This is a genomic window from Streptomyces sp. Ncost-T10-10d (genome assembly GCF_900091955.1).
GTDB lineage: Bacteria > Actinomycetota > Actinomycetes > Streptomycetales > Streptomycetaceae > Streptomyces.
Genome location: NZ_FMDF01000149.1, coordinates 64,061 through 88,256, shown reverse-complemented (window position 1 = coordinate 88,256; position 24,196 = coordinate 64,061). Strand labels below are relative to the sequence as shown.

The 24,196-nt window shown below is 69.0% G+C and carries 17 protein-coding genes and 1 pseudogene; 9 read left to right on the top strand and 9 right to left on the bottom strand.

Annotation, left to right across the window (positions count from 1 at the left end; all coding sequences use genetic code 11):
- Nucleotides 1-70: 70 nt before the first annotated feature.
- Together GA0115254_RS26635 and GA0115254_RS26630 are read left to right on the top strand one after the other, a co-directional pair.
- Entirely contained in the window at nt 71-676 is a 606-nt protein-coding gene (locus tag GA0115254_RS26635; RefSeq protein WP_093897833.1) for a DUF742 domain-containing protein, read from the top strand.
- Complete coding sequence (locus tag GA0115254_RS26630) at nt 657-1,238, top strand: GTP-binding protein (protein WP_014048542.1); 582 nt, start codon at nt 657-659, stop codon at nt 1,236-1,238. Before GA0115254_RS26635 ends, GA0115254_RS26630 begins: the two co-directional genes overlap by 20 nt.
- 163 nt (nt 1,239-1,401) lie before the next feature.
- Here the strand turns inward: GA0115254_RS26630 and GA0115254_RS26625 are convergent, their stop codons facing one another.
- The 6 genes from GA0115254_RS26625 to GA0115254_RS26600 form a co-directional block, all read right to left on the bottom strand.
- Complete coding sequence (locus tag GA0115254_RS26625; protein WP_093897832.1) at nt 1,402-1,605, bottom strand: acyl-CoA carboxylase subunit epsilon; 204 nt, start codon at nt 1,603-1,605, stop codon at nt 1,402-1,404.
- A gap of 66 nt (nt 1,606-1,671) precedes the next feature.
- Nucleotides 1,672-3,255, bottom strand: a complete 1,584-nt coding sequence (locus GA0115254_RS26620; RefSeq protein ID WP_093897831.1) for an acyl-CoA carboxylase subunit beta — start codon at nt 3,253-3,255, stop codon at nt 1,672-1,674.
- A gap of 344 nt (nt 3,256-3,599) precedes the next feature.
- Nucleotides 3,600-5,975, bottom strand: coding sequence for a polysaccharide lyase 8 family protein (locus GA0115254_RS26615; RefSeq protein WP_256102785.1), 2,376 nt, complete (start codon nt 5,973-5,975; stop codon nt 3,600-3,602).
- 57 nt (nt 5,976-6,032) lie between these two features.
- Nucleotides 6,033-9,905 (bottom strand): endo-alpha-N-acetylgalactosaminidase family protein, encoded by a 3,873-nt coding sequence (locus GA0115254_RS26610; protein WP_093897830.1) that lies wholly within the window; start codon nt 9,903-9,905, stop codon nt 6,033-6,035.
- A gap of 160 nt (nt 9,906-10,065) precedes the next feature.
- Entirely contained in the window at nt 10,066-11,550 is a 1,485-nt protein-coding gene (locus tag GA0115254_RS26605; RefSeq protein WP_093897829.1) for an AAA family ATPase, read from the bottom strand.
- 216 nt (nt 11,551-11,766) lie between these two features.
- Nucleotides 11,767-12,204, bottom strand: coding sequence for an Imm1 family immunity protein (locus GA0115254_RS26600; protein WP_176740295.1), 438 nt, complete (start codon nt 12,202-12,204; stop codon nt 11,767-11,769).
- 632 nt (nt 12,205-12,836) lie between these two features.
- Between GA0115254_RS26600 and GA0115254_RS26595 the strand changes: the two genes are divergently transcribed.
- Nucleotides 12,837-13,304: a hypothetical protein gene (locus tag GA0115254_RS26595; protein WP_093897827.1), complete on the top strand. Its 468-nt coding sequence runs from the start codon at nt 12,837-12,839 to the stop codon at nt 13,302-13,304.
- A gap of 80 nt (nt 13,305-13,384) precedes the next feature.
- Here the strand turns inward: GA0115254_RS26595 and GA0115254_RS26590 are convergent, their stop codons facing one another.
- Both GA0115254_RS26590 and GA0115254_RS26585 read right to left on the bottom strand, forming a co-directional pair.
- Nucleotides 13,385-14,257, bottom strand: coding sequence for an MBL fold metallo-hydrolase (locus GA0115254_RS26590; RefSeq protein ID WP_093897826.1), 873 nt, complete (start codon nt 14,255-14,257; stop codon nt 13,385-13,387).
- 119 nt (nt 14,258-14,376) lie between these two features.
- Nucleotides 14,377-14,784 (bottom strand): annotated as a pseudogene (locus GA0115254_RS26585) (ATP-binding protein); the annotation flags it as partial.
- 111 nt (nt 14,785-14,895) lie between these two features.
- Here GA0115254_RS26585 and GA0115254_RS26580 point away from each other — a divergent pair.
- The 6 genes from GA0115254_RS26580 (at nt 14,896) to GA0115254_RS26555 (ending at nt 23,398) form a co-directional block, all read left to right on the top strand.
- Nucleotides 14,896-15,717, top strand: a complete 822-nt coding sequence (locus tag GA0115254_RS26580; RefSeq protein ID WP_093897825.1) for a helix-turn-helix domain-containing protein — start codon at nt 14,896-14,898, stop codon at nt 15,715-15,717.
- Nucleotides 15,714-15,983: a DUF397 domain-containing protein gene (locus GA0115254_RS26575; protein WP_093897824.1), complete on the top strand. Its 270-nt coding sequence runs from the start codon at nt 15,714-15,716 to the stop codon at nt 15,981-15,983. The genes GA0115254_RS26580 and GA0115254_RS26575 overlap by 4 nt, the downstream gene beginning before the upstream one ends.
- Before the next feature lie 734 nt (nt 15,984-16,717).
- The gene (locus tag GA0115254_RS46490) at nt 16,718-16,996 is read left to right on the top strand and encodes a hypothetical protein (RefSeq protein WP_256102784.1); all 279 of its coding nucleotides are present in this window, start codon (nt 16,718-16,720) and stop codon (nt 16,994-16,996) included.
- A 169-nt stretch (nt 16,997-17,165) separates the two neighbouring features.
- Nucleotides 17,166-18,395, top strand: a complete 1,230-nt coding sequence (locus tag GA0115254_RS26565; protein ID WP_093897823.1) for a glycoside hydrolase family 64 protein — start codon at nt 17,166-17,168, stop codon at nt 18,393-18,395.
- 228 nt (nt 18,396-18,623) lie between these two features.
- Complete coding sequence (locus GA0115254_RS26560; protein ID WP_141720910.1) at nt 18,624-19,025, top strand: effector-associated constant component EACC1; 402 nt, start codon at nt 18,624-18,626, stop codon at nt 19,023-19,025.
- Nucleotides 19,022-23,398: a caspase, EACC1-associated type gene (locus tag GA0115254_RS26555; protein ID WP_093897821.1), complete on the top strand. Its 4,377-nt coding sequence runs from the start codon at nt 19,022-19,024 to the stop codon at nt 23,396-23,398. Before GA0115254_RS26560 ends, GA0115254_RS26555 begins: the two co-directional genes overlap by 4 nt.
- A 179-nt stretch (nt 23,399-23,577) precedes the next feature.
- On the opposite strand, the gene GA0115254_RS26550 is transcribed toward GA0115254_RS26555, so the two are convergent.
- Complete coding sequence (locus GA0115254_RS26550) at nt 23,578-24,102, bottom strand: hypothetical protein (protein WP_093897820.1); 525 nt, start codon at nt 24,100-24,102, stop codon at nt 23,578-23,580.
- Nucleotides 24,103-24,196 lie beyond the last annotated feature (94 nt).

The window sequence follows — 24,196 nt, the reverse complement described above, 5'->3', positions numbered from 1 at the left end:
GCGCCACCGAGTCATAAGGTGCGGTGGCGCGGACCCACTGGGATCGGGACCGGCAAGCGGAGGAGGAATCGTGGCAACACCCCCAGGCGGACACCGGTACGACGGTGGTCAGAACGTGCCGGGTGAGCACGGGGACAATCGTTTCAACTTCCCCTCCGCACCCAGCAGACAGGGCGCACAGCAGCCGTATCAGCCCTATTCGCAGCCTCCGCAGGGCGCTCAGCCAGGTCCCGGGTGGCCTCCGCAGCGGCCGCACCGCTACGACTCGCCCCAGTCGCCCCGTATTCAGCCCGTACAGCCGCGGCAGGCCCCCGAACCGGCCGCACCGGCCGCGCACAATCCGCTGGTCCGTCCGTACGCCATGACCGGCGGCCGGACCCGACCGCGCTACCAACTCGCCATTGAGGCGTTGGTCAGTACCACGGCCGATCCGTCCCGGCTGCAAGGGCAGTTGCCCGAGCACCAGCGGATCTGCCGGCTGTGCATCGAGATCAAGTCGGTCGCCGAGATTTCGGCACTGCTCTCGATCCCGCTCGGCGTTGCCCGGATCCTCGTAGCCGACCTGGCAGAGGCCGGACTCGTCGCTATCCATCAGCCCGGCGGCGACGAGTCCGCCGGCGGCCAGCCAGATGTGACACTGCTCGAAAGGGTGCTCAGTGGACTTCGCAAGCTCTAGCGGCGGAGCAGCCCGCTCCACTACCTCCGCGAAGATCGTGGTGGCAGGGGGCTTCGGCGTGGGTAAGACCACGTTCGTCGGTGCCGTTTCGGAGATCAATCCGCTGCGCACCGAAGCCGTGATGACGTCCGCGTCCGCGGGCATCGACGATCTGACGCACACCGGGGACAAGACCACCACGACGGTGGCGATGGACTTCGGCCGCATCACGCTCGACCAGGACCTGATCCTGTACCTCTTCGGTACGCCCGGACAGGACCGCTTCTGGTTCATGTGGGACGACCTGGTCCGCGGCGCCATCGGCGCCGTCGTCCTCGTCGACACCCGCCGCCTCGCCGACTGCTTCCCCGCCGTCGACTACTTCGAGAACAGCGGACTCCCCTTCGTCATCGCCCTCAACGGCTTCGACGGACACCAGCCCTACACCCCCGACGAGGTCCGCGAAGCACTCCAGATCGGACCCGACACGCCGATTCTCACGACGGACGCACGGCACCGTGCGGATGCCAAGAGTGCGCTGATCACGCTGGTGGAGCATGCGCTGATGGCTCGGTTGCGGTAGGGGTCCGCCGGGTCGTCCGGCAGCCGTCGTGTCCTCGAACGCCGGGCAGGCTCGACTTCCGAGCCTGCCCGGCGTTCGACGACGGAGCGTGGTCGAAAGTCGCGCAATGCGTGAGGCCCCGCACTCCCGGAGGAGTGCGGGGCCTCACGCATGAGAGCGTCTGTCAGCCCTGCCAGGAGTGCGGGGCGCGGAAGCCCGGGGTGCGTTCCAGGCGGCGCCATCCGGCGGTGCTGCGGCCACGGTGGGCGGGGGTCGCTGCGGGCTGGGCAGCGGCGCGGGCGAGCAGGACCGCGGTTATGGCGGCCAGTTCCTCGGGGTCGGCAAGACCCTTCTCGACACGCAGCACGGACTCGGCGGCAGTGCTCATGGGTGGTTTCTCCGTCTTCTCGGCAGGTCTTCGCGGGCTCGGCAGGGTGGCTGCGACAGCCGCGGACTACTGCGGGGGGTTGCCGTGCTTGCGGGACGGCAGGTCGGCGTGCTTGGCGCGGAGCATGGCGAGCGAGGCGATCAGCACCTCGCGGGTCTCGGCAGGGTCGATGACGTCGTCGACCAGGCCGCGCTCGGCCGCGTAGTACGGGTGCATCAGTTCGGCCTTGTACTCCTTGACCATGCGGGTCCGCATGGCCTCCGGGTCCTCGGCGTCGGCGATCTGCCGACGGAAGATGACGTTGGCGGCACCTTCGGCGCCCATCACCGCGATCTCGTTGGTCGGCCAGGCGTAGGTCAGATCCGCACCGATGGACTGGCTGTCCATCACGATGTACGCACCGCCGTAGGCCTTGCGCAGGATCAGCGAGATCCTCGGCACAGTGGCGTTGCAGTACGCGTAGAGCAGCTTCGCACCGTGTCGAATGATTCCACCGTGCTCCTGATCCACCCCGGGGAGAAAGCCGGGTACGTCCAGAAGAGTGATGATGGGAATGTTGAATGCATCACACATCTGGACGAACCGGGCCGCCTTCTCCGACGCCTCGATGTCCAGGACACCGGCGAGGGACTGCGGCTGGTTGGCGACGATGCCGACGACCTGGCCGTCCAGACGGGCCAGGGCGCAGATGATGTTGCGGGCCCAGCGCTCGTGGATCTCCAGGTAGTCGCCGTCGTCGACGAGCTCCTCGATGACCTTGTGCATGTCGTACGGGCGGTTGCCGTCGGCCGGCACCAGGTCGAGCAGGACGTCGCCGCGCCGGTCGGCCGGGTCGTCGCTCGCCACGGTGGGCGGGTTCTCCCGGTTGTTGGACGGCAGCATCCCGATCAGGTAGCGGACCTCGGCGATGCAGGTCTCCTCGTCGTCGTACGCGAAGTGCGCGACGCCCGAGGTCTCGGCGTGCACATCGGCGCCGCCGAGGCCGTTCTGGCTGATCTCCTCACCGGTGACCGCCTTCACGACGTCCGGTCCGGTGATGAACATCTGGGAGGTCTCGCGGACCATGAACACGAAGTCGGTGAGCGCCGGGGAGTAGGCCGCGCCGCCCGCGCACGGGCCGAGCATCACGCTGATCTGCGGGATGACACCGGAGGCCCGGGTGTTGCGCTGGAAGATCCCGCCGTATCCGGCGAGCGCGCTGACGCCCTCCTGGATGCGGGCGCCCGCGCCGTCGTTCAGCGAGACCAGCGGGGCACCGGCCGAGATGGCCATGTCCATGATCTTGTGGATCTTGGTGGCATGGGCCTCGCCCAGCGCACCGCCGAAGATCCGGAAGTCGTGCGCGTAGACGAAGACCGTGCGGCCGTCGACCGTACCCCAGCCGGTGATGACACCGTCGGTGTACGGCTTCTTCTGCTCCAGGCCGAAGCCGGTCGCCCGGTGCCGGCGAAGCTGCTCGACCTCCTTGAACGAACCCGGGTCGACCAACAGCTCAATGCGCTCACGCGCCGTCAGCTTGCCCTTGGCGTGCTGCGCCTCGGTCGCCCGGTCACTCGGTCCGCGCCGGGCCTGCTCGCGCAGCGCCAGCAGTTCGGCCACACGGCCACGGGTGTCGCTCGGCTCGCCCGGGGTTTCGTCCACAACGGTCATGTACCGACCCTACGAAGCCGGGCAAGTAAATCCTGCCGTCGACTCCGTACAGTCTCCTGACCTGTTTCCTGGTGAAGCCTGACAGAAGCTTGGGGACATGCAGGCGAAGTACCAGCCCTTATGGGTCCGTCTTTGTGTGGGTCCGACAAAGGGTCACTGTGGTCTGCTGCACACTCGCATCAGCCTCGGAGTGTGGTCCGATCGGGGGTCCCGGCCCGCACGGACGGCATCCGGCCGGTCCCGCGGGGCGCCCGCGCCGGTCACCGGAGGGGGACGCACGGCGCGGTTCCGCGAGAGTACCCCGGCCCTGCGCCCCACCCCTCACTCGTCCTGAGCCCCGGCGTCTAGCGGACCTCGCACCGCAGGGTGCCCCCCTCCGTTCCCGGCTCGACCCTCAGCACCAGCCGTCGGCCGGTGGCACGTACCTCGATCCCCGGGTCCGCCGAGACGACCTTCCGTACCGGCCGCTCCCAGACCACGTCCACCGGCGCACCGGTCCGGTCGGGCCCGCTGACGCACACGGTCGTGGAATGCCGCCCCTCCCGTACGAGCACGCTCGCCGCGGCCGTGACGGAGAGCGGACCGGCCGCACCCGGCTGCCAGAAATTGGCGGCGGTCACCCCCAGCGAGCGGACAGCTACCGCCTGTGCGGCGGCGGTGTTGGCGTGCACGGTCAGCCAGTGCCGGTCCGCCGCGCGGGCGGCGACGGTTCGGCGGGAGGCGCCGGGCATCAGCAGGTAGAGGTACTCGGCGTCGACCGGGTCCGTGCCGTGGTCGAGCCAGAGGGTCTGGTAGCGGCGGGTCCGGCGCTCGGTCGAGCTGGTGGTGTTGATGTCGGACCAGGCGCCGGTGCGGTCCTCCCGCAGGGTGCGCAGGTCGGCACCGTCGGGGAAGACCCAGCCGCCGTGACCCGCGAGGTGGGCCCAGCGCGGGCCGGTGCGGTCGTCGACGGTGAGGGGGTCCGTGCCGTCCTCGCCGAGCATGCGGTTGTCGACGATCGTCTCGACGGGGACCTTGTCGGTGCTGGTGATGCCGGCGCCGAGACAGACGACCGTATCGGCGACGCAGAACCATGACTTGCGGGCGTCCAGGGTCGAGCCGAGGCCCTTGAGGTGCTGGCCCACCGCGCCGAATTCGCCGTCCGTGGCGCCGCCGACCCACTTCACCGCGGGTTTGGGCGCGCCCCATTCGCCACCCGCCCTGTCGGCGAGCCGTTTGGTGGACACGGTCGTTCCGGGCAGGCGGTAGAAGTCGACGGTCGGCCAGAACCAGTCGGTGTACTGGTCGTTCTCCTTCCCGCCCGGCCACCAGTAGAGCATTCCGGCTCCGGTGTGCCAGCCGCGCGGATTCTCGCCGTTGCCGCACTCGTAGTACGAGATCCGCTCCGAGGCCATGGAGATGCCCGCGGCCCAGTCCGGGCGGCGGTGCACGGCGCGGGCCATCTCGGCGAAGAGGTGGTGGCCCACCCGCTCGGGCGCGGTCGGCACGGCGGCGGCCTGGACCGCGTGCAGCCGGGCCAGGTCCGCGATGCCGAACTGGCGGGCGGTGAGGATCGGGCTGGTCCGGTCGCGGGCGATCCAGCCCTTGATCATGCCGTGCCACCGGTCGCGCTCGGCCGCCGATGCGCCCGCGGCGAGGAGGGCGATCGCGGCGATGATGCCCTGCCCGTGGAAGTGGTCGCCGCGCATCACCTGAAGCTCGTCGTTCTTCAGGTAACCGCGGCTGATGGAACGGCCGTTGACGCTGTCCATGACCAGGCCGTTGTAGATCAGCGGCGCATAGGCGCGCTCGACGCTGTCCAGGATGATCTGCCGGTTGGGATCGGTGACGGCCCAGGTCGATCCGGCGAGCAGGGCGAAGAGGCGGCCGAGGCCGTCGAGCATGACCTGGCCGTAGGTGCCGGAGTAGGCGACGGTGGTGTGCTGGATGAACGACCCGTCCGCGTACAGGCCGTCCCCCTCGGTGACGTAAGGGAAGACGGGTGACAGCGCGTCCCTGGCCAGTGCGGTCTTCGCGGGCGCCCTGCCGAGGACGCCGCGCAGGGCGACGGAGCGGCACAGGTCGACGCGGTTGGCGCCGGTGGAGGTGCCGCTGTAGTCGTGGAGCACGGCGTCGGGGATGAAGTGGTCGACGGCGGCGCAGGCGGCCTCGACGCGGGCCGCGCCCAGGTGCTCGTACAGGACGGACGTGATGTCCATGAGGATGCGCGGGCTGCCGATCTGCCACTCCCACCAGTTGCCGTACGGGGTGACGGAGGAGTGGTAGGCCGTCTGCGCGAGGTGGTCGTAACCGCGGATGATGTCGGCGAGCAGGGCGGCGTCGCCGGTCGATCCGGTGCCGGGCTGGGCGTACGCCTGGGTCATCGTCCACAGGCGGCCGTAGCTCTGGGTGATGCCGGACGGCGGGTTGTACGTGATGCCTGGCCACAACGAGCCGACGGCCGGGTTCATCGTGGCCCGGAACCTCCGGGCGAGCGTGCCGATTTCGGCGAGGCGGGAGGCGTACGGTTCGGCGGCCGCGTCGAAGCCGGCGCCGAGCGCGATCCCGGTCCAGCGCAGACGGAGGGTGTCGAACTCGTCGGCCTCGGCGGCTGCGGCCGTCGCGGAGCCGGGGAGGGAGACCGCCAGGGCGGTGGCGGTCGAGAGGGCGAGCAGGGTACGGCGTGACCATACGGGCGGGTTCGGCATGTACGGCTCCAGTTCGTCGGGGGGGAAGGCCATCGCATGCAGGTGCGGGACGGATGCCCACCATGGGCACCCGTCCCGCATCCTGCGCTCTCAACTACCGCAATGGAAGCGTGCGTCACCCCAGTCCGCGTGGTCGTTGCCGTTGCCGTCCCCGCCGTCGCCGACGACCAGTTCGACGTACTTGGCGCCGGTGGTGTCCGCCGTGAGCGACCAGGCGTTGTCGGCGGCCTTCAGGACCGGGGACTTCACCTTCTCGGTGCCGTCGGCCGTGACGCTGAACTGCACGCTGCCTCGCGAGGTCTGTACGTCGTCCACGCCGACCTGGGCGGTGAAGGAGGTGCACCTGCCGCCCAGGTAGTAGCGGATCTTCGCCGGGGCGTGGCTGCCGAGGCCCTTGGTGTAGGTGATGCCGCCGATCTTCAGCGGGGTGCCGTCGCCACTGCCCTGCTCTCCGTTGGAGAGGTCCCGCTCGACGGGCCCCCAGCCGTTCTCGGAGGCCGTCCAGTCGAGGTCGCTGGCCCAGCTGTCCGTGGTGGGCGGCGGTGGCAGGGTCCGCACGGAGGTCTGTGCGCCGAGCGTGCGCCGTGCGCCGCCGACCGTGTACATCGCCTCGGAACTCAGGCTGTACGTCCGGTACTTGGCGTCCACCGGCGGGGTGACCTGCCAGCTGCCGGTGACCTTGGCGCCTGCCGCGACCGAGTCGAAGGTGACGGCGCCCGCGGGCTCCGCCGTCCAGCCCTCGGGGACGGTCAGGCTCAGCGCGACACCGGTCGCCGCGGTGGCCTCGTAGTTGGTGAAACTCGCCTTGACGGTGTTGGCGGTGCCCGGCTCCAGGGTCTCGGCTGCCGGGTCGACGGTGAGCGTGCCGCAGGCGGCCTGCTCGGAGGCGGGGGCCGGGCCGAGGTCGGTCACGGTGAACACGTCGAGGACGAAGTCGGCGCCGTCGGGTGCGTCGCCGCGCTTGCGCAGTCCGGTCCAGGTGTCGCCGCAGCCCGCGGTGACGGTCTCGCTGAAGTGGCCGGTGGTGCGCTGCTGTCCGATGGGGGTGGTCCGGGTCTCGACCGAGTCGGGGTTTCCTTCTGCGGTGATCCGGTCGTAGCCGTCGACCCACTCATAGGCGCCGGCGTGGCTGGACTGGTAGTCGTACTCGACCTTGTAGCGGTGGCCGTCGGCCATCGGCACGGTCCAGGGTGCGGTGCGGTAGACGAGTCCGGTGTTCTCCTCGTGGGCCTTGAGGGACTCCTTGCCGCCGATCACGTCGTCGATCAGCTTTCCGTTCCAGCCGGCCTGGGTGTACGGGGTGTGCAGCTGGGAGATGACGGTCCGGGGGTCGGTGGAGCCGCCCGCGTCGCCCTTGAGGAAGGGGCCCCAGCCCTGGTCGACGTCCTCGAAGTCCTCGTACACGACGGTGTTCTTCCTGGTCGCCGGGGCGCTCGCGACGATCCGTACGTCATCGGCGCGGACGCTCGCCGCGCTGCCCCCGGCCGCTTCGATACGGAGCGTGGCGCGGCCGTTCGCGGGGGCGGTGAAGTTCACCTTCGCCCGCTGGAAGTACGTACCGTGCCAGTCGGACGCGGCGACATAGTCCTCGGCGGTGGAGCGGTCCACGGCGACGGACTTCCCGCCGATCGAGAGTGTCGTGTGCCGGGTCTTTCCGGGCTGGACCTCGATGAGTGCGGACGCGGTGTAGCGCTTGCCGGGCGTGAGGCCGTGGATGCTCTGCGAGAGTGCCGCCGTGCCGGTGCCGGAGAGCTCGGCGCTGTTGCGGCCCTGGCCGTCGGTGTCACGGGCAACGGTTCCGGTCTTCGACCAGGCGTCGAGGCCGCTGTCGTTGAAGCCCGGGTCGTCGACCGGCGTGCCCTCGCCCCACTTGGGGTCGGCGGCCTTCGGCGCCTGGTCCGGGTAGAGGACGTACGGCTGACCGGCCTCGGCCGTCAGCGTGATCTTCCCGTCGACGGGCTTGACCGTGCCGGCCTTGACCCGGCCGTTGTCGGTGAGCTTGTAGACGGTGTACGCGCCCTTGGACGGCACCGCCCAGCTGCTCGTGCCGCCGGACTTGCTGTAGTGGTACAGCTTCTTGCCGCCGTCCCACGGCAGCAGGTAGTCGGTGCCGCTCAGAACCTTGCGGCCGTGGTCGTAGAAGGTCCGCTTGCTGTCCTCGACGGTGCCCCGGACATCGCCGGTGAAGGTGATGTCGTTCCCGTCCCAGCGGGTGATCTTCTGCTGCTGGAGGTACTTGGCGGGCAGGTCGCGCTGCCAGATGTTGTCGTAGAAGGCGTTCCAGTCGGTCTCGTTGGTCCAGCCCTCGAACTCCTCGATGGCTGTCTGGCCGAGTACCGGATCGTTGTTCCAGACGTCCTTCTCGTCGTTGCGGATGAACCGGATGATCTTCGAGTTGAGGCCCTTGTTGGTGGCGCCGCCGTAGTCGAGGTCATTGGCCCAGTGCGACCAGAGCGAGCCGCGCTCGAATTTGTCGGCCCATTCGGTGGCGACGTTCCAGCCCTGCTTCTGCACGGACCGGAGGGTCTTGTCCGCGATCCAGCCGTGCGTGTAGTAGACGTCGATGTAGAGCAGGCTGAGGTTGGGGTCCGTCTCGTCGCGCAGCTGCTGGAAGCGCTTGGCCAGGTCACCGCTGTTGATGTCGCGGCGCTGGTCGATGTAGTAGCTCTGGCCGAGCCAGTTCCAGCCGGGCCTGGTCTTGTCGACGAGCTTCTCGTCGAAGGCCTTGGCATCCGGGTACGCCTCGGTGGCGTTGACGTGGACGCCGAAGGTGGCGCCCCACTTCTTGCCGTCCTTGAGGAGCTCGTTGAGATCCTTCAGCCCGCCGGCGCGCTTGTTGTAGTTGCCGCCGTAGTCGGGGTGGGCGGAGTCGTGGCCCTCGGAGGCGTACCCCTTGAGGAGCGCCATCTGCCCGAGGCCGTCGGTGGAGAGCGAGATCCGCTTGACGTCGTCCAGAGTGCGCAGGAAGGGGTGGGTGGCCTGGCTGGCGAAGTTGAACGGGATATGAGTGATGACCCGGTCCGGGGTGTCCTTGCTGCCGGGCGCCGTGATGCCGATCGAGCGGAACGCGACGGCTCCGTCCTGCCAGTCGACCGACTTGTCACCGTTGGCGTCGGGAGTGACGACGACCTTCGCCCAGGGGAGGTTGCCCCCGCTCTCCGGCTGCGATGCGCCGTCGCCGCGGTAGGTCCACTGCCCGGACCAGACGCCGACCCGGACGCTGCCGTCGTCGGCCTTGCGGGCCTGGTGCCAGAACCGGGCGTCGTCGCCGCCGGTGGCGCCGGAGGGCTTGTCGTACGAGGAGTTGGACTCCACGGCCGCGGCGAGCGCACCGGTGTTGACGATGGCGTACGAGGCACCGACCGGCGCCTTGTCGGCGGCGGTGTCCGCGGTGACCTTCGAGAAGACGTCGGCGGTCTTCGTCGAGTCGTTGTCCAGCCGGGTGAAGGCGGTGGCCCCGCCGGTGTCCGTGGAGCCGACAGAGACCAGGTCGTGGCCGGGTATGTCGATGGTGCCGACACGGAACGCCTCGGTGTCGCGGACGGCCGTGACCTTGAAGGTGGTGGCGCGTCCGAAGACGGAGAGCGAGGCGTCGATCTCGATGCCGGGCAGATCGGAGAAGGTCAGCGTGTAGCGGGCGGTCGAACCGGTGACCTCGGGGGCGCCCTTGAGCTTCACGGGGTGCGCGGTGCCGTTGAGGGTCACGGCGGTGACGGGCTGCGTACTGCCGAGCAGCTGTTCGCCACTGGCCCGGTCGGTGTACGCCAGGACGCGCGGGAAGTCGTCGGCGACCGCGACCGAGAGCTGCGCGGACCGGATGACGGTGGCGTCCGCGGGCACGGCCGACTCGACTGCGGCGGGTGAGGGGGCGGCGGCTGTGGCGGGGAGCGCGGTCCCCACCAGCGCCAGGACGGCGGCTGAGGCGGCGGCGACAGCGCCCGCCGAAGTGAATCTTCGCGACATGTGCTCTGAGTAGTCCCCGTGACTGGACAGCGTCAACGACGTGTGGCTTCTGGGGGCCCTCCAGTCCAACAACCGCTTTGCGTAAGTCCAAGTGGACGGTGTACGTCCGTTGGCTGACGTCTCTTCACCGACCCTTGCGGTGTCCGGGGCGCCCTGGCATTCACTCCGCCGCGTACAGCCGCCGCAGATCCACGAGGACGACCTCACCGTTGGCCTGCGCGTTCCACAGGCCGTCGGTGAACCCGGCGCCGCTGTAACAGGCCGGCCGTACGGCGGAGGTGTCGATCCCTCGTCCCGCAAGCAGTTCCGTGATGTGCCGCAGGCGCTCCAGATGCCCCTCCCCCATGACCTGGTCCCACTTGGCCTCCCCCAGGGAGAGCAGCACCCCGTTGTCCTGTCCGACGGCCCCGCGCACGACCACGTCGACTTCGTGACTGGTGCGTGCCGCCGGGTCGGCGACCGTCCCGTACGAGACGTCGATCGGCATGCCGCCGAAGGTCTCCGGGGCTGCGAAGTGCGCCACCCACTCCCGGCAGATCTGCTCGAAGTGCGGCCCGACCACCGCCGACAGGAACCGGGCACGGGAGTCTTCCCAGACCTGCTCCGCCAGTCCCCGGTCGAGCAGGGCAAGTTTGGTCCGGGCGACGACGTGATCGAACGCGATCAGTGGTTCCCCGATGCGGTACACACTCCGGTTCTTGCGGAAGGCATCCACTTCACGGCGTACGAGGCCGCAGTCCTGGAGCACCGTGAGCGGATGCGTGATGTCGCCAGCCGGTCGCCCCAGGCAGCCCGCGATCCCGCCTGCCGTAGCGTTTCCCGAGGCCAGTGCGGCAAGCACGGAGTGGTAGAGCGCCCGGTCCCGCAGGTCGGATTCGTCGGCCAGCAGGTATCGCGCCTCGCGGTACAGGGGCGAGCGTGGTGACAGGGCCGTGCGGCACACCCAGGCATCGAAGTCGTCTAGCCCGGCAGGGACATCGTCGCGTACGAACTCGCGGCGGTACGCGGGGGTGCCGCCCACCACGCTGTGCACGAGAAGCGCGAGCCGGGGATCGTCGATGCCCCAGAAGCTGGCTGCCTGCCGGAAGTCGAGCGGCTGGACGATGAGTTCGAGGCTCGCCCTGCCCCGGAGCGGCGAGGTACCGCCGAGCAGTCCACCCATGAACGAGAGCGAGCTGCCGCACAGGAGCAGCCTGGTGCGGGACTCCAGCCGCTCGGGGCGGCGCGGGCCATAGGCAACCTGAACAATGGAGGGGAGGGACGGGGTGGCGCGGGCGAGGTAGGGAAACTCGTCGATCACCACCGGTACCGGCTTCTCCCGTCCCAGCGCGAGCAGCGCATCGACGCACTGCTCCCACCGGTCGAAACGCAGCGGCCCGGCCGCCCGCGTGTACTGGCCCAGCTCCTCCCCGAACCGGCGCAGCGACTCCGCCTCCGTCGCCTCATACGCGCAGAAGTAGAAGCCACCCGCAGCCCGGGCGAGCGAGTCGAGGAGAAATGACTTTCCCTGCCGCCGCCGCCCCGACACGACGCCGAGTGTCGCCTCGGGACCAGGGTCGGCGGCGAACGCAGTGAGTTCGCTCCACTCCCAGTCCCGGTCGAACATGTCGGACGGCTTCGCGAGATTGCGACGTTTCCCAGCCATGAGGAGCAACCCTTCGCAAATTTACGGAATCGCACTTCCCGGAAGTACGTTTCCGTTAACGACTCACTCCGGCTCGGGACACGGAGCCGGTCCACGCCGCCGGACCGTCCGTCACCGCACCCACACGGCAACCGCATCCTCGTGATCGACTTACGGTATGTGCCATTGGGTCATGTTGTACTCCCGCTTCACCGGATAAAGGCCCTAAATGGGCGATTACCAGATTTCCGGCTCCTGCCATTGGACACACGTTGGACGCCGCCCTCCGGAAGAAAGGAATTCCTTTGCGGCCTGACACACCAGAGCAAGGGGGATTTCTGCCGCGGAGGGAAACTCGGTCGGATTCCCTGCAACAAAGTAGGCAACCTCCCCTCCATTACTCCCCGAAGAGCCGAGCGAAACGAAGTTCTTCTCGTCCATGAAGCTCAGAACCCCTACCTGCCGTTTCCCGTCGGCGCCAACCATGAACTCGTGATCTGGAAATCCTGACGGCAGAAGCTCACGCTCCGAACTGTGCAGAATGGCCAAGTTCTCGAACTCAGGGCCCGTAGCAAGAGCGTCGATCAGCGCATCGACGTCCTCAGGGGTTCGGATTACCAACGGTTCGTCTGCATGCTGCACGCAGTAGTACACCTGAACCCTGTTGTGCGTCACTTTCCACCCATCCCTGCGTGGCCATTTCCACAGGTCCACGAGCTGTAACCACCTTGCCCGTTCGGCCTGTGTACTGTGAGTTGCCTGTTGCCCAGCATGGTATTAAGTACTTGATCACAACTCATTGGCTGCCTGCACGGCCCGGCAGGGTTGTTGATGACGGCCTCACAGCGACCGCGTCCAGGAGTGCATCGACCGCGAGTTCACGGACAGCGCGGGCATCGAACCGACGCTGCGCCGGCTGGAGACCCGCCTGCACCTTCCCCTGACCCCGGCGAACATCGCACTGGAGGACACCGACGAGGGGGTGGAGCGGGTGGCAGCCTGGTGCGGCTTCACCTCCCCGGCCGGCCTGCGCCACCGCTTCTCCCGACTGACGGGCACCACACCACGCGCCTACCGGACCCGCGCGCGAGGCGGGCCACATCGGGGCGGCCAGTGGTGAACAGGCGCCGAACAGGACGGGATTGCCCCTTCGACCACGGGTGTGTGCAGGAACAGTGGAAATGTTCCCCGAAGCCGGCCCTCACCCGGAAGCCCTCCCCGTAGCCTGCTACCGACTGACGAGCACGCGGTGGGGGCGGTGCGCGTCCGCTGCCGCGGCTCACCGACGGACGACATCAGGGGGCAGCATGCTCAAGCTGGACGCTCCGGGGAAGTCTTTCCGATCCGTGATCTCCAACCACGACTATCCGGATACGGAAGCCGAATGGAACGGGACCGGGCCGGGGTGGAGCTGGATGTGGGTCCCTTACCCCTTCAACTCGCAGCACGTGCAGGGGCAGTTCACCCGTCGCGTCTTCAAGCGCAACCAGACGTCACGCGGTGATCTCCGGGCTTTCATCGGCGAGAACCTCGCCGAGAACGATCGACGCTGGTCCAGAGCGGCCACCGCCGCCCTTCGTGGTGTCACTGCTCAGGAGTTCGTCCTGATCTGCTCGAACGTCTGGGCATTCGCCTTGTTCGAGGTCAACTCAAGCTCGACCGCGACATCCGGTACCGCGTTCTACAACCGGTGGGTCGGAGCGGTGAACGCCGATCCGGAGGCCCCGTACATGCTGATGGCCGCGGAGAAGCCGGTCGTCATGGCAATGGGCTGACCGCGGTTTCGCCTCACCGGCCGAGCGCCTGCGGACGGCATGGAGCCGGTCCGGCAGGCGTCACCGGCGGTCGTGGAACGTCACCAGCGGACGGCGGTGAAGTCGATCGGCCGGGGCCGCAGCAGCGCCGTGCGTTCCGTCAGCGCGTGCAGCCGCCGGGACATCTCGTCGGCGTCCCGGCGCTGCCGGTCGCCGTGGCCGGGCAGCACCCACTCGAACTGCAACTGCCCCGCCGTCCGCGCCAGGGAGGCGGCCAACTCCTCGATGGAGTACCAGGTCACGCTCTCCGCGACTTCGAGATCACCGGTCGTACGCGACCAGTAGAAGCTGTCGCCGCTGAAGCAGTACCTGTCGTCCGCGAGATAGAGCACGCTGCCCCGGGTGTGGCCGGGCAGCGGATGGGCGGTGACACCCTCGCCGATCTCCACCGGGTCGAGCCCCCGGATCACCTGGTCCGCGTCCGGCGCCGCGTCGAGATCTCCTTCGTGGATCCACATCCGGGCGCCGAAGTGGTCGGCGTAACGGCGCCCGTGCGCGACGTGGTCGCGATGGGTGAGCAGCACATCGGTGACGGGCCCCGTCGTCGCCATGTACCGCTCGGCCAGTCCGGGGCTCCAGCGCGGGGTGTCGATCATCATGACCGTGCCGGACGGGCGCCGCAGGAGATAGGAATTGGCGCCGGCGGTGTGCTGGGAGTTGTGCCCGCAGACCAGTACGCCGTCGTCCACCGCCATCGGGAACGGGTCGAGCGCCGGGTCCGGCTGCCCCGACGCGGGCCGGATCGAGCGGGTGTGGCAGGCGAAGACGGCGGCGTGTAAGCGCCGGTTCTCCGCCTCGTCGCTCGGTTGCCGCAGGATCCGTGACGCCCCTTCCTCCTCTCCGATCAGCTCGGGCGCGAACTGTCGGGCCACGTCGCAATTGGTGCAGCGGTCGTCCACGTACCAGTCGGCCATGGCAGGGCTCCTTCCACTTCCACGGGATACGACTCCGTCGAGGGTCGCCGTTCCAGGGATAGCCCACCAGGCCCCTCACGCGAAACAGGGCGGCACGCCGGGAGCGGGGTCCGGCCGCGCACCTCGAACTCGCACCACACCACCTTGCCGGGGTTCCGCTCCCCCACCCCCCACTTGTCGGCGAGCGCCGCCACCAGCAGCAGCCCCCGTCCGCCCTCCGCATCGGGCACCGCGCCCTCGTCGGCGAGGCGCACCTCCCCGTCACCACTGTCGTGGACCTCGACGCGCAGGACGCCGTCGGCCTGCTCCAGGTAGAGGTGCGTACGGAATCCGCGACCGGGCGGGACGCCGTGCAGGAGGGCATTGGTGACGAGTTCGCTCACGCAGAGCAACACGTCGTCGGCACGGGAATCGCACGCCCAGTCGACGAGGGCCTGGCGCACGAACTGTCGTACGAGCGGCACGGACCGGCGTTCCCTGCGGTGGAACGCCTCGCGGAAGTGAGGGAGTTGAGTTGGTTCGTTCACGCAGCCAACGTCACACAAAGTCACTACCGTTGATCAGCGCGTCGGGTCGTACAACGCACTTGTACGGGGCCTGACGGGTCATCCGGGTTTCGCGACGGGGAGAGGCACTTCATGCACTCGGCGAAGAAGAACAAGCGGATCACGTCCTGGCACCTGATCGGCGCCCAGCTGGCGACGTTCCGCAAGGCGGCCCGGATGACGCAGGCGGCGCTGGCCGATCAGTTCTGCGTGGGCGAGGACACGATCGCGTCGATCGAGCAGGGGCGCAGGCCGCTGCAGGCCGATTTCGCAGCGCAGCTCGACGAACTGCTGGGCACGAAAGGGGTGTTGCAGGTCGCGGTGTCGAAGGTGCCGCAGAAGGAGCGGTTCCCGGCGTTCGTGCAGGATTTCGTGGAGTACGAGCAGGAGGTGCTGACGCTGCTGTCGTACGAGAACCAGGTCGTCCCGGGACAGTTGCAGACCAAGGAGTACGCGCGTGCGGTCTTCGTCTCTCTCTATCCACCGCTGGAGGAAGAGGAGATCGAAGAACGGGTCGCGGCGCGACTCGACCGCCAGAAGGTCTTCGATCGCAAGCCGAGACCGATGGCCAACTTCCTGCTGGAGGAGAGCATCTTGCACCGGCCTATCGGGGGGCGTCATGTTCTCCGCGAGCAGCTCCGACACCTGAGACGTTGCGCTGAACTCCCTTTTCTGGGGCTGCAGATCATGCCGAGCAACCGCGAGACGCACGCCGCACTGGACGGTCCGATGGTGCTGTTGGAGACCCCCGATCACGATCAGCTGGCCTACATCGAGGGGCAACGCATCAGCTTCCTGATCGACGATCTCGACGAGGTCAGTGTTCTCCAGCAGAAATATGGGATGCTGCGTTCGCAGGCGCTCTCTCCTGAACGAAGCATGCGCCTTTTGGACGAACTGCTTGGAGAGTCATGACCCGCGCAGCACACCCGGCCCCCAGCTCGACCGCTCTCGCCTGGTTCAAGTCCAGCTACAGCAGCAGCCAGGGCGGCGACTGCGTCGAAGTCGCCCACGACTGGCGCAAGTCCAGCTACAGCGCCAGCGAGGGCGGCAACTGCGTAGAAGTCTCCACGCACACCACCGCCGTACACATCCGCGACTCCAAGGTCACCGACGGCCCCGTCCTCACGGTCCCGCCCGCCGCCTGGGCCGCCTTCCTCGGCCTCGGCTTCACAGCCTGAGGGTCGACACCACCGGGATTTCGGCCCCCGCGTACGCCGGACCGTTGGGCCTGAACGTCGGCTCGGCGACCTTCGACGGGTCGCAACTTCCGGTTGTCGTGTCATCGCGAGCCCGTTGATCTCCGGTACGACCGCACCGATCACCGCGTCCAGCACCGCTTCCGCGCGCTCCGCAGGCCCGCCCGCCCGAATGCGCCCATCCTGGCCATCCCGGTCGGCGGCGGCCTGCACCAGCAAGGAAAAGTCTATGCCGACCTGCACCGACGGGCATCGGCACCACGATCGCCCGTCGAAGCCCGGTCGGGTCTACGAGGTCCGGCTGATCCGTTGAGGTTGCCGCGCCTCCTCCGTGCTCGCCGGCAGTGCTCGCCGGCCGGACGCACGCTCCCGGACGACGTCGGCAGACTCGGCGGCAGACTTCCCGGAACAGGCCGCAAACCGACAGATTTCGGTCATGCGGTCGACGGTTGCCCCGTCAGAGGGTTCACCCCGTGTCCCACGGCTTGTGTGCCGCGGCCCGCGGCTATGGTCTGCCCTTCGACTACAGGGAGTGCGTCATGCGCAAGTTTTGGCTGTCTGTGGCTGCGGTTGCTGCCACTGCCGGGCTACTCACGGCGTGTTCGGGTGCGAAGGACTCCGCCGACTCCGCGAAAGAGGGCGCCCCGACACCGGGGACAGGGAGAGCCTGGAGCGAGGAGGCCTCGGCGGCGAACCCGTCGAGGGACGTCAGCATCGTGAAGTCAGGGTTCGAGGGCCATCGGGCCCGGGGGCATCGCGCATACGTCGTGCACTACACGATCAGGAACGGCGGGATCGGGGCGGCGAGTTACTTCGCGCAGTTCGAGTTCCTGGACGAGGACGGGGATGTTCTCGGGAACACCAGGGTGACAGCCGACAGGCTGGGCCCCGGGAAGACGAAGACGGGGAGCTCGGCGCCACGGGACGCGGAGATCGAAGACGGCACGGTCCAGGACATTGCGTCCGTGCGCGTCACGCACGTCGAGCGCACGTGACGCGCAAAGCGTCGAGTTGTGAAGACTTCCCATTTTTGAGAGCGCTCTCAACCGCAAGTCTTGACGCCCAACCCGGTCATCACGAGAGTGGTGCGCACCGCGGACGCACCCGCCCCGTTCCCGCACGCCGTCCCGTCCGTGGCCCCCCACACACCTCGGGAGTCCTCTCGTGATTTCGCGCAGACTGTTCCTGACGGGCGGCGCCGCCGCCTCCGCGACCGCACTCACCTACCCCGTCTGGGGCAGCGCCCTGAGCCCGCACGCCTCCGCCGCCCCCGCGACCTGCGAACTCGCCCTGGTGAACAGCTCGTTGCCCGGCCGGGTCAACGCCTACGTCACCGGCCATGAGCAGGGCACCGATCGCTGGGTGCTGCTGCGGGCCGACGGCAGCGCCTATCGCCCCGACTCCCCCGCCGCGCCGCAGACCCCGCTGCCGGTCGACTGCGCCATCCCGCTGAACGGGGCGGGCGGCGCACCGGTCGTGCTGACGCTGCCTCAGATGTACGGTGCCCGTGTCTACTTCGTGCGCGACGACACCCTGACCTTCTATCTCAACCCCGGCCCCGCCCTGGTCGAGCCGGCGTTCGCGACGTCCACGGACGCCAACTACGGGCGGACCTGGTCGTTCTGCGAGTTCACCTTCAACCCTCAGCAGCTGTACGCCAACATCAGCTACGTCGACCTGGTCACCGCGCTGCCGATCGGCCTGACCCTGGAGGGCGACACCACGCACACCGTGGCGCCGCTCCCGGACGGTGCGGTGCAGCGGATCGCCGACGGCCTCACCGCCCAGGCCGCCGCCGACGGCCGGCCGTGGGACAAGCTGGTGATCCGCGGTGCGGACGGCGGCGTGCTGCGCGTGATCTCGCCGCAGAATCTGATGGCACCGTTCTTCGACCGTCCGGACCAGATGCCGCTGCGCGACGTGTTCACGTCCTACATCGACCAGGTCTGGGAGAAGTACCGCTCCACCGATCTGCGGATCGATCTCCAGGGCGGTCGCGGTGTCCGCACCGGCCGGGTCAGCGGCGACGTCCTCACCTTCGACGGCGGACACACCTTCACCAAGCCGGTCTCCAAGGACGTCTTCACCTGCAACCACGGCCCGTTCGCCAACAACCCGGCGGACCCCGACGACAAGAAGGCGCTGCTGGCCCGGCTCGCGGCCGGCTTCAACCGCTCCCTGATGCTCACCCACCCCGACCAGCCGAACGGCACCTCGTCGGCCGACTACTACCAGGGCGCGGCGACCAACCACTGGTCACGGGTGGTGCACGCCAACACCCCGATCGGCTATGCCTTCCCGTACGACGACGTACGCCCCGACGGCCGACCGGACGTCTCGGGCGCCGCGAACGACGGCAACCCGCGCCGCTTCACGGTGAGCGTGGGGGCCTGAGCTCGGGGCTTCGAGGACCCCGATGGCGCGTGGCCCGTCGCCCCGGGAACTTCGCCGAATGCAGTGATTTCGGCGCCGGGGTCTCCGGCTCGGAAGAAGCCGCTGCAGGCCTTTTCCACAGCGCGCCGTCGGGCTCGGCCACGCTCACCGGGGCGGCCACCGCCACCCGTTGTCCCATCACATCGATCCTGACCTCACACCACCACCCCGGCCCGTAAGCTGCATGTCATGCGCGCAGTCATCACTGTCCAGGGTGAAGGCCGGTCCCACACCCACGCGTTACGGAACTGGCTGAGTGAGGAGCCGCGTTTGCGCGGCCGGATTCGCGTCGGTGACGGGGGCGACCTGCCTGCCGGGGCCATGGGTCTCGGAGCCGACGCACTGATCGCGCTGCTGGCCCCCGGCGGGGTGGCCGCGGTGTTCGCCGGGGCCGTCGTCGCCTGGGCGCAGACCCGGCGCGGCAGCCAGACCATCACCATCACCCGGCCCGACGGCACGGAGATCACGATTTCGTCGGACCATGTACGCGGGCTGGACGCCCAGCAGACGGCGACGCTGGCCAGGCAACTGGCCGCCGACGTGGTCCGGGTGTCCACCGAACCCGGCAGCGACGTACCGCGCACCCCGTGACCGTCGGATCGGGCGAGACCCGGCCCGGTCCGGGTCTCGCCTCGCCCGGTACGCACGCGATCCTGATCGGTACCGGCCGCCATGTGCCCGGTTCGACCCTCCGGGAAATCCCGTCCGTCGACACGACGCTCGACGACCTCCAGCGCGTGCTGCAAGCCGTCTGCGGGATACCTGCAGAACGCGTCCACCGCGTCCCTGCCGACGCCGGCCCCACGGACGTCATCGCCGCCGTCGAGCACGTCGTGGCCGAGGCGACCGGCCCGGTCCTGTTCCACTACGTGGGCCACGGACTGCTCGGACCGGGCAACGAGCTGTACTTGGCCACCCGAACGAGCCGATCCGCGGAAGAGATCGCGGGCACGGTGTCCTACCACATCATCAAGGGCCTGCTCGGCCAGGCCGTCGACGGCAGCGCCGTCATCCTCGACTGCTGTTTCTCGGGGCGGGCGGCCATGCCCGGCAGCGGCCGTGGAGTCAACCCGTTCGCCGCCGTGCGGCCCCGTGGCGGCTTCCTGCTCAGCTCCGCCTCGTACTACGACCTTTCGTACGCGCCCGCAGGGGAGCGACACACGCTGTTCACAGGGCGGCTGCTCGACCTGCTGGAGAGCGGCGACCCGTCCGGCCCGCCGCTGCTCACCCTCGACCAGGTCCACGCCGCTCTCGACCGGGCGTTGAGGGACGGCCCCGCCCGCCCGTACCGCCAGAGCGAGGGAACGCTCGGCGACCTGGTTCTCGCGCGCAATCCCGCCTATCGCGACGCCCCCGGACCGGAAGACGCCCCACCGGCCGATGTGCCCTGCCCGTATCCGGGCATGGAGTCCTTCCGCGCGGAGGACAGCGGCTACTTCCACGGCCGTGACGCACTCACCGAAAGCCTGCTGGCCGCAGTGAAAACATCCGTACCGGGTCCGCTGGTCCTGGTCGGCGCGTCCGGTGTCGGCAAGTCGTCGTTGTTGCGCGCCGGGCTCATCGCCCGGCTGGAGAACGACGAGGAGGCGTGGCCCGTATTTCTGCTGCCCGCGCCCGGGCCACGCCCCATGGGTCAACTGGCCGAACTGTGGGCCGGGTACACCGATCGGCCCCTGGCGGAGGTGCGCGCCGCGCTCGGCGAAGGTCGCCTGGCGCCACCCCTTCCCGGGCACCGGCCCTGTCGGCTGCTGGTCGTCGACCAGTTCGAGGAAGTCTTCACCCGTTGCCAGGACGCCGAAGAGCGCGCCCGCTTCATCTCCGTCCTCACCCAGCAGGAGCCGGGCGGGCCGCGCATCGTGGTGAGCCTGCGCGCCGACCACTACGGCAGTTGCCTCGACCATCCCGGACTCGTCCGCGCCCTCGCCGTCAATCAGCTGGCCGTACCACCGATGACCACGGCCGATCTGCGCACCGCGGTCGAGCACCCGGCACGGGCCGCCGGACTGACTCTTCAGGCCGGTCTCACCGACAGGCTGCTGCACGACCTGCGCCAGGGCGGACGGGCCGGCCTGCCCTTCCTGGCGCACGCGCTGCGCGAGACCTGGCTGCGCCGCAGCGGCGCGGTGCTGACCCTCGCCGGTTACCAAGCCACCGGCGGGATCTGGCAGGCCGTCACCACCACAACCGAGAAGCTGTACCAGGAACTGGACGATTCCGGTCGCGCGGCGCTGCGCGAACTGCTGCTGCGCATGGTGCACGTCACTGCCGACGGCTCAGACGCCGTGCGCCGCCGCATCCCCACCAGCACGCTGCTGCCCAGCCGCCACGACGCCGCCCTCGTCGACCGGTTGGTCGCCGCACGGCTCGTCACCATCAATCAGGACAGTGCCCAGATTTCCCACGAGGCACTGCTGCACGCCTGGCCGCGGCTGCGCCGCTGGATCGACGAGGACCGGGCGGAACTGAGACTGCGCCAGCAGATCTCCGACGACGCCGACGCCTGGCTGGCAGCCGGCCGCGACAAGGCGTTCCTCTATCGGGGTACCCGTCTGCAGAGCGCGTCGGAACTGCTGGAGCAGGATCGACTGCCGCGCGACCCGGTCGGGGACTTCCTGGCGAAGAGCAGGGCGGCCGAGGGTGCGGAACGCGCCCTTGAGGCACGGCGCATCCGGCGGCTGAAACAGGCGCTGGGCGCCGTCGCACTTGTCCTGTGCCTGGCCGTGACCGCTGCGGTGATCGCCGTCCAGCAGCGCGGCACCGCCGACGCGCAGCGGCGCCTCGCCACTTACCGGGCGCTGCGTGCGGAGGCGGAGAACCTCGGCGCCACGCAGCCGCAGACCGCACTGCGCCTCGGCGTCGCCGCGTACCGCCTCCAGCCCTCGGCGGAAGCTCGCTCCGCACTCTTCGACACCCTCGCGCAGAGCCATTTCGCGGGGCGCACGCGCTTGACCGGCCGGCCGTTCCACACGACCGTGCTCAGCGCGGACGGCGGGACGCTCGCCGTCGATGACCTGGATGACCGACGACGTGTGCTGCTGTGGGACGTCCGTGTCCCGGGCGAGCAGCGGCGGCTGGCGGCCTTCACCGCGTGCCAGGACGAGCTGTCGGGCGTTTCGTTCAGCCCTGATGGCGCCACTCTGGCCGTGAGTTGCGAGGACGGCACCATCGGCCTGTGGAAGGTGCGAGGGCCCACGCCGCCGGACCGGATCGTCACACTCCGCGTGACCGCGCTGCCCGGGAAGGCAGAGACGGTACGGTTCAGCCCCGACGGCAGGACGCTCGGTGCGGTGGGGTGGTGGAAGAGCAATGCGAGCTTCGGAGCCCTGGTCCTGTGGGACATGAGGAACAGCACACAGCCCCGGCGACTCGGCATCCGCCGCGGTGTCTACGACAGCGAGCAATTGGAGTTCAGCGCCGACGGCCGGACACTGGCCACAGCCAACGGCACGGTCATGGCGTCCGAGGATCCACCCGACAAGGACTCGATCACCCACAGGGGCGGGGCGACGCTCTGGGACATCACCGATCGGGCACACCCGAAGAGCCTGACCCGGTTCGAAGGGGTCGAAGAGACTCTCGCGTTCAGCCCCGACGGCCGTCGGCTGGTCACGACGGACGGCGGCACCATCCAGATGTGGAACATCTCGACACCCGCCAAGCCCCGCAGGGAACGCAGTTGGAACGGCCACAAGACATATGTCACCGCCTTCGCCTTCCGTGCGGACGGCAAGATCCTGGCGACCGGCAGCATGGACGAGACCGTCGTCCTGTGGAACGTCACGGACCCGGTGAATCCCTCGAAGGCGCTGACACTGAGCCAGCACGACCGGACCGTGGAGTCGGTGGCGTTCAGTACGGACGGCCGACAACTGGTCAGCGCGGCGGCCGACGAGGTCATCCGCTGGAAGGCGACCGTGCGCGGGCCCCGAGCCGTCGAGGCGCTGGGCCAGGAAGGCAGTGTCAGTGGACTCGACATCAGCCCCGACGGAAAGCTGCTCGCCACCGGCGGAAACAGGGAAACCGTCGACCTGTGGGACTTCACCCACCCGCTCAGGCCGAAACGCCTCGCTTCACTGACAGGCCACACGAAGGGCATCGAGGCCGTGGCCTTCAGCCCCGACGGAAGGGCGCTGGTCAGCGGTGACACCGCCGGCGCCCTTCTGTTCTGGGACCTCACCGATCCCGCCCGGCCACGCCGGACCGCCACCGTCCGGCGCCCGCATCAGATCTTCTCGCTGGCGTTCTCCCCCCGTGGCACGACCGTAGTCGCCATCGACGGCATCTTCCTCACGGGCTCGGCCACGCTGTGGAACGTCGAGGATCTTGACCGCCCCCGTGCACAGGGGGCCTTCTCCAACGCCGGCCTCACGTACGCGCCACGGTTCAGCCCCGACGGCAGACTGCTCGCCCTTCCGACCCAATTGAATGCCACTCTTTGGGACTTGAACCCTGCCACGAAGCCGGTCGAGCTGCCGTCCGGCAACCCTTCGTCCGCCTTCGCTCCGGACGGGACAACACTGGCGACCGGGGACATCGACAAGCCGGTGCTGCTGTGGGACATCAGCGACCCACGGCACCCCCGAAAAATCGCCGACGTCACCGAGCCGGAAGACGGCGACTTCAGGTCGTTCGCCTTCCACCCGCAGGGGAATCTGCTCGCCGGAGCCGGCGAGGACGGAGACATCGTGCTGTGGGCCGTCGGCGAACGGAGTCGGCCTCATCGAGCCGCGACCCTGACCGAACTCACGGACAGCGTGGAAATCGTCCGGTTCACCCCCGACGGACGTTACCTGCTCGGCGCCGACGGCCGGAACGTCCTTCTGTGGGACCTGGACGACTTCCCCGACATCAGCGCCGACACCATCGAGCAGGCCTGCGCCGTCGCCGGAGGCGGTCTCACCCGGGAGGAGTGGGACCGGTACGTGCCGGGACTGCCCTACCGGCAGACCTGCCCGTCCCCCTAGGGCTTTGTGGGACCGTAGGGCTGCAACGGGGTGGGGCGCCAGCAGTTGGGGCGTGCCGCGACCCGGGTGGCGGCGAGGAGGTACCGGAGCTGGTCCAGGGCCTGCCCGCTGCGCCATCACGTGCGGGTGCCCCCGTTCCGGCGAACGGGGGCACTTGTGCGGGTGAATACAGCGCGCGGTCAGCAGCCGCCGCAGTTGTAGTACGTCACGTCCCAGTGGTTGCCCTCGTCCGCGTAGACGTTGCCGGAACCCGACTGGTACTGGGGTGCACCGTCGCCGCGCAGTCCTATGTAGGCGAAGACGCCGTGGACGTAGTTCGTGAGACAGGTGGACTTGCCGAAGTCGAGCTTGTAGCCGTTCCAGTGCGAGTACGTACCGCTGGCGTGGCCCGTCTCGGTACCGCCGGTGATGTTCAGCGCGCAGCCCGTGGCGCTCTTGAGGGTCTGGGCGCCCTGGGCGGTGGCCAGGTTGAGCTGGTCGAACGAGGTGCACGTGGCCACGTTGCGGTTGGAGCAGCCGCCGGAGGACGACCAGGTGATTCCGGAGGAGCTGAACCGGGCGGTGGCCTGTGCGTGGGTGAGCTTCGTGACGGCGTGGGCCTGGGTGGCACCGCTGCCGAGAACGCCGACGCCGGGCGCGAAGAGGACGCCGAGGACGAGGGCGAGGGCGGTCAGGACGGGGCGCAGTGTCATACGGGACACCATGGGGGGATTCCTCCTGCTCATGACAAAAAACGGGGCAGGGAGATAGTGCCCGAGTTCTACGCGCGTCCGCCAGAGGGCGAAGGGTGCGGATGGC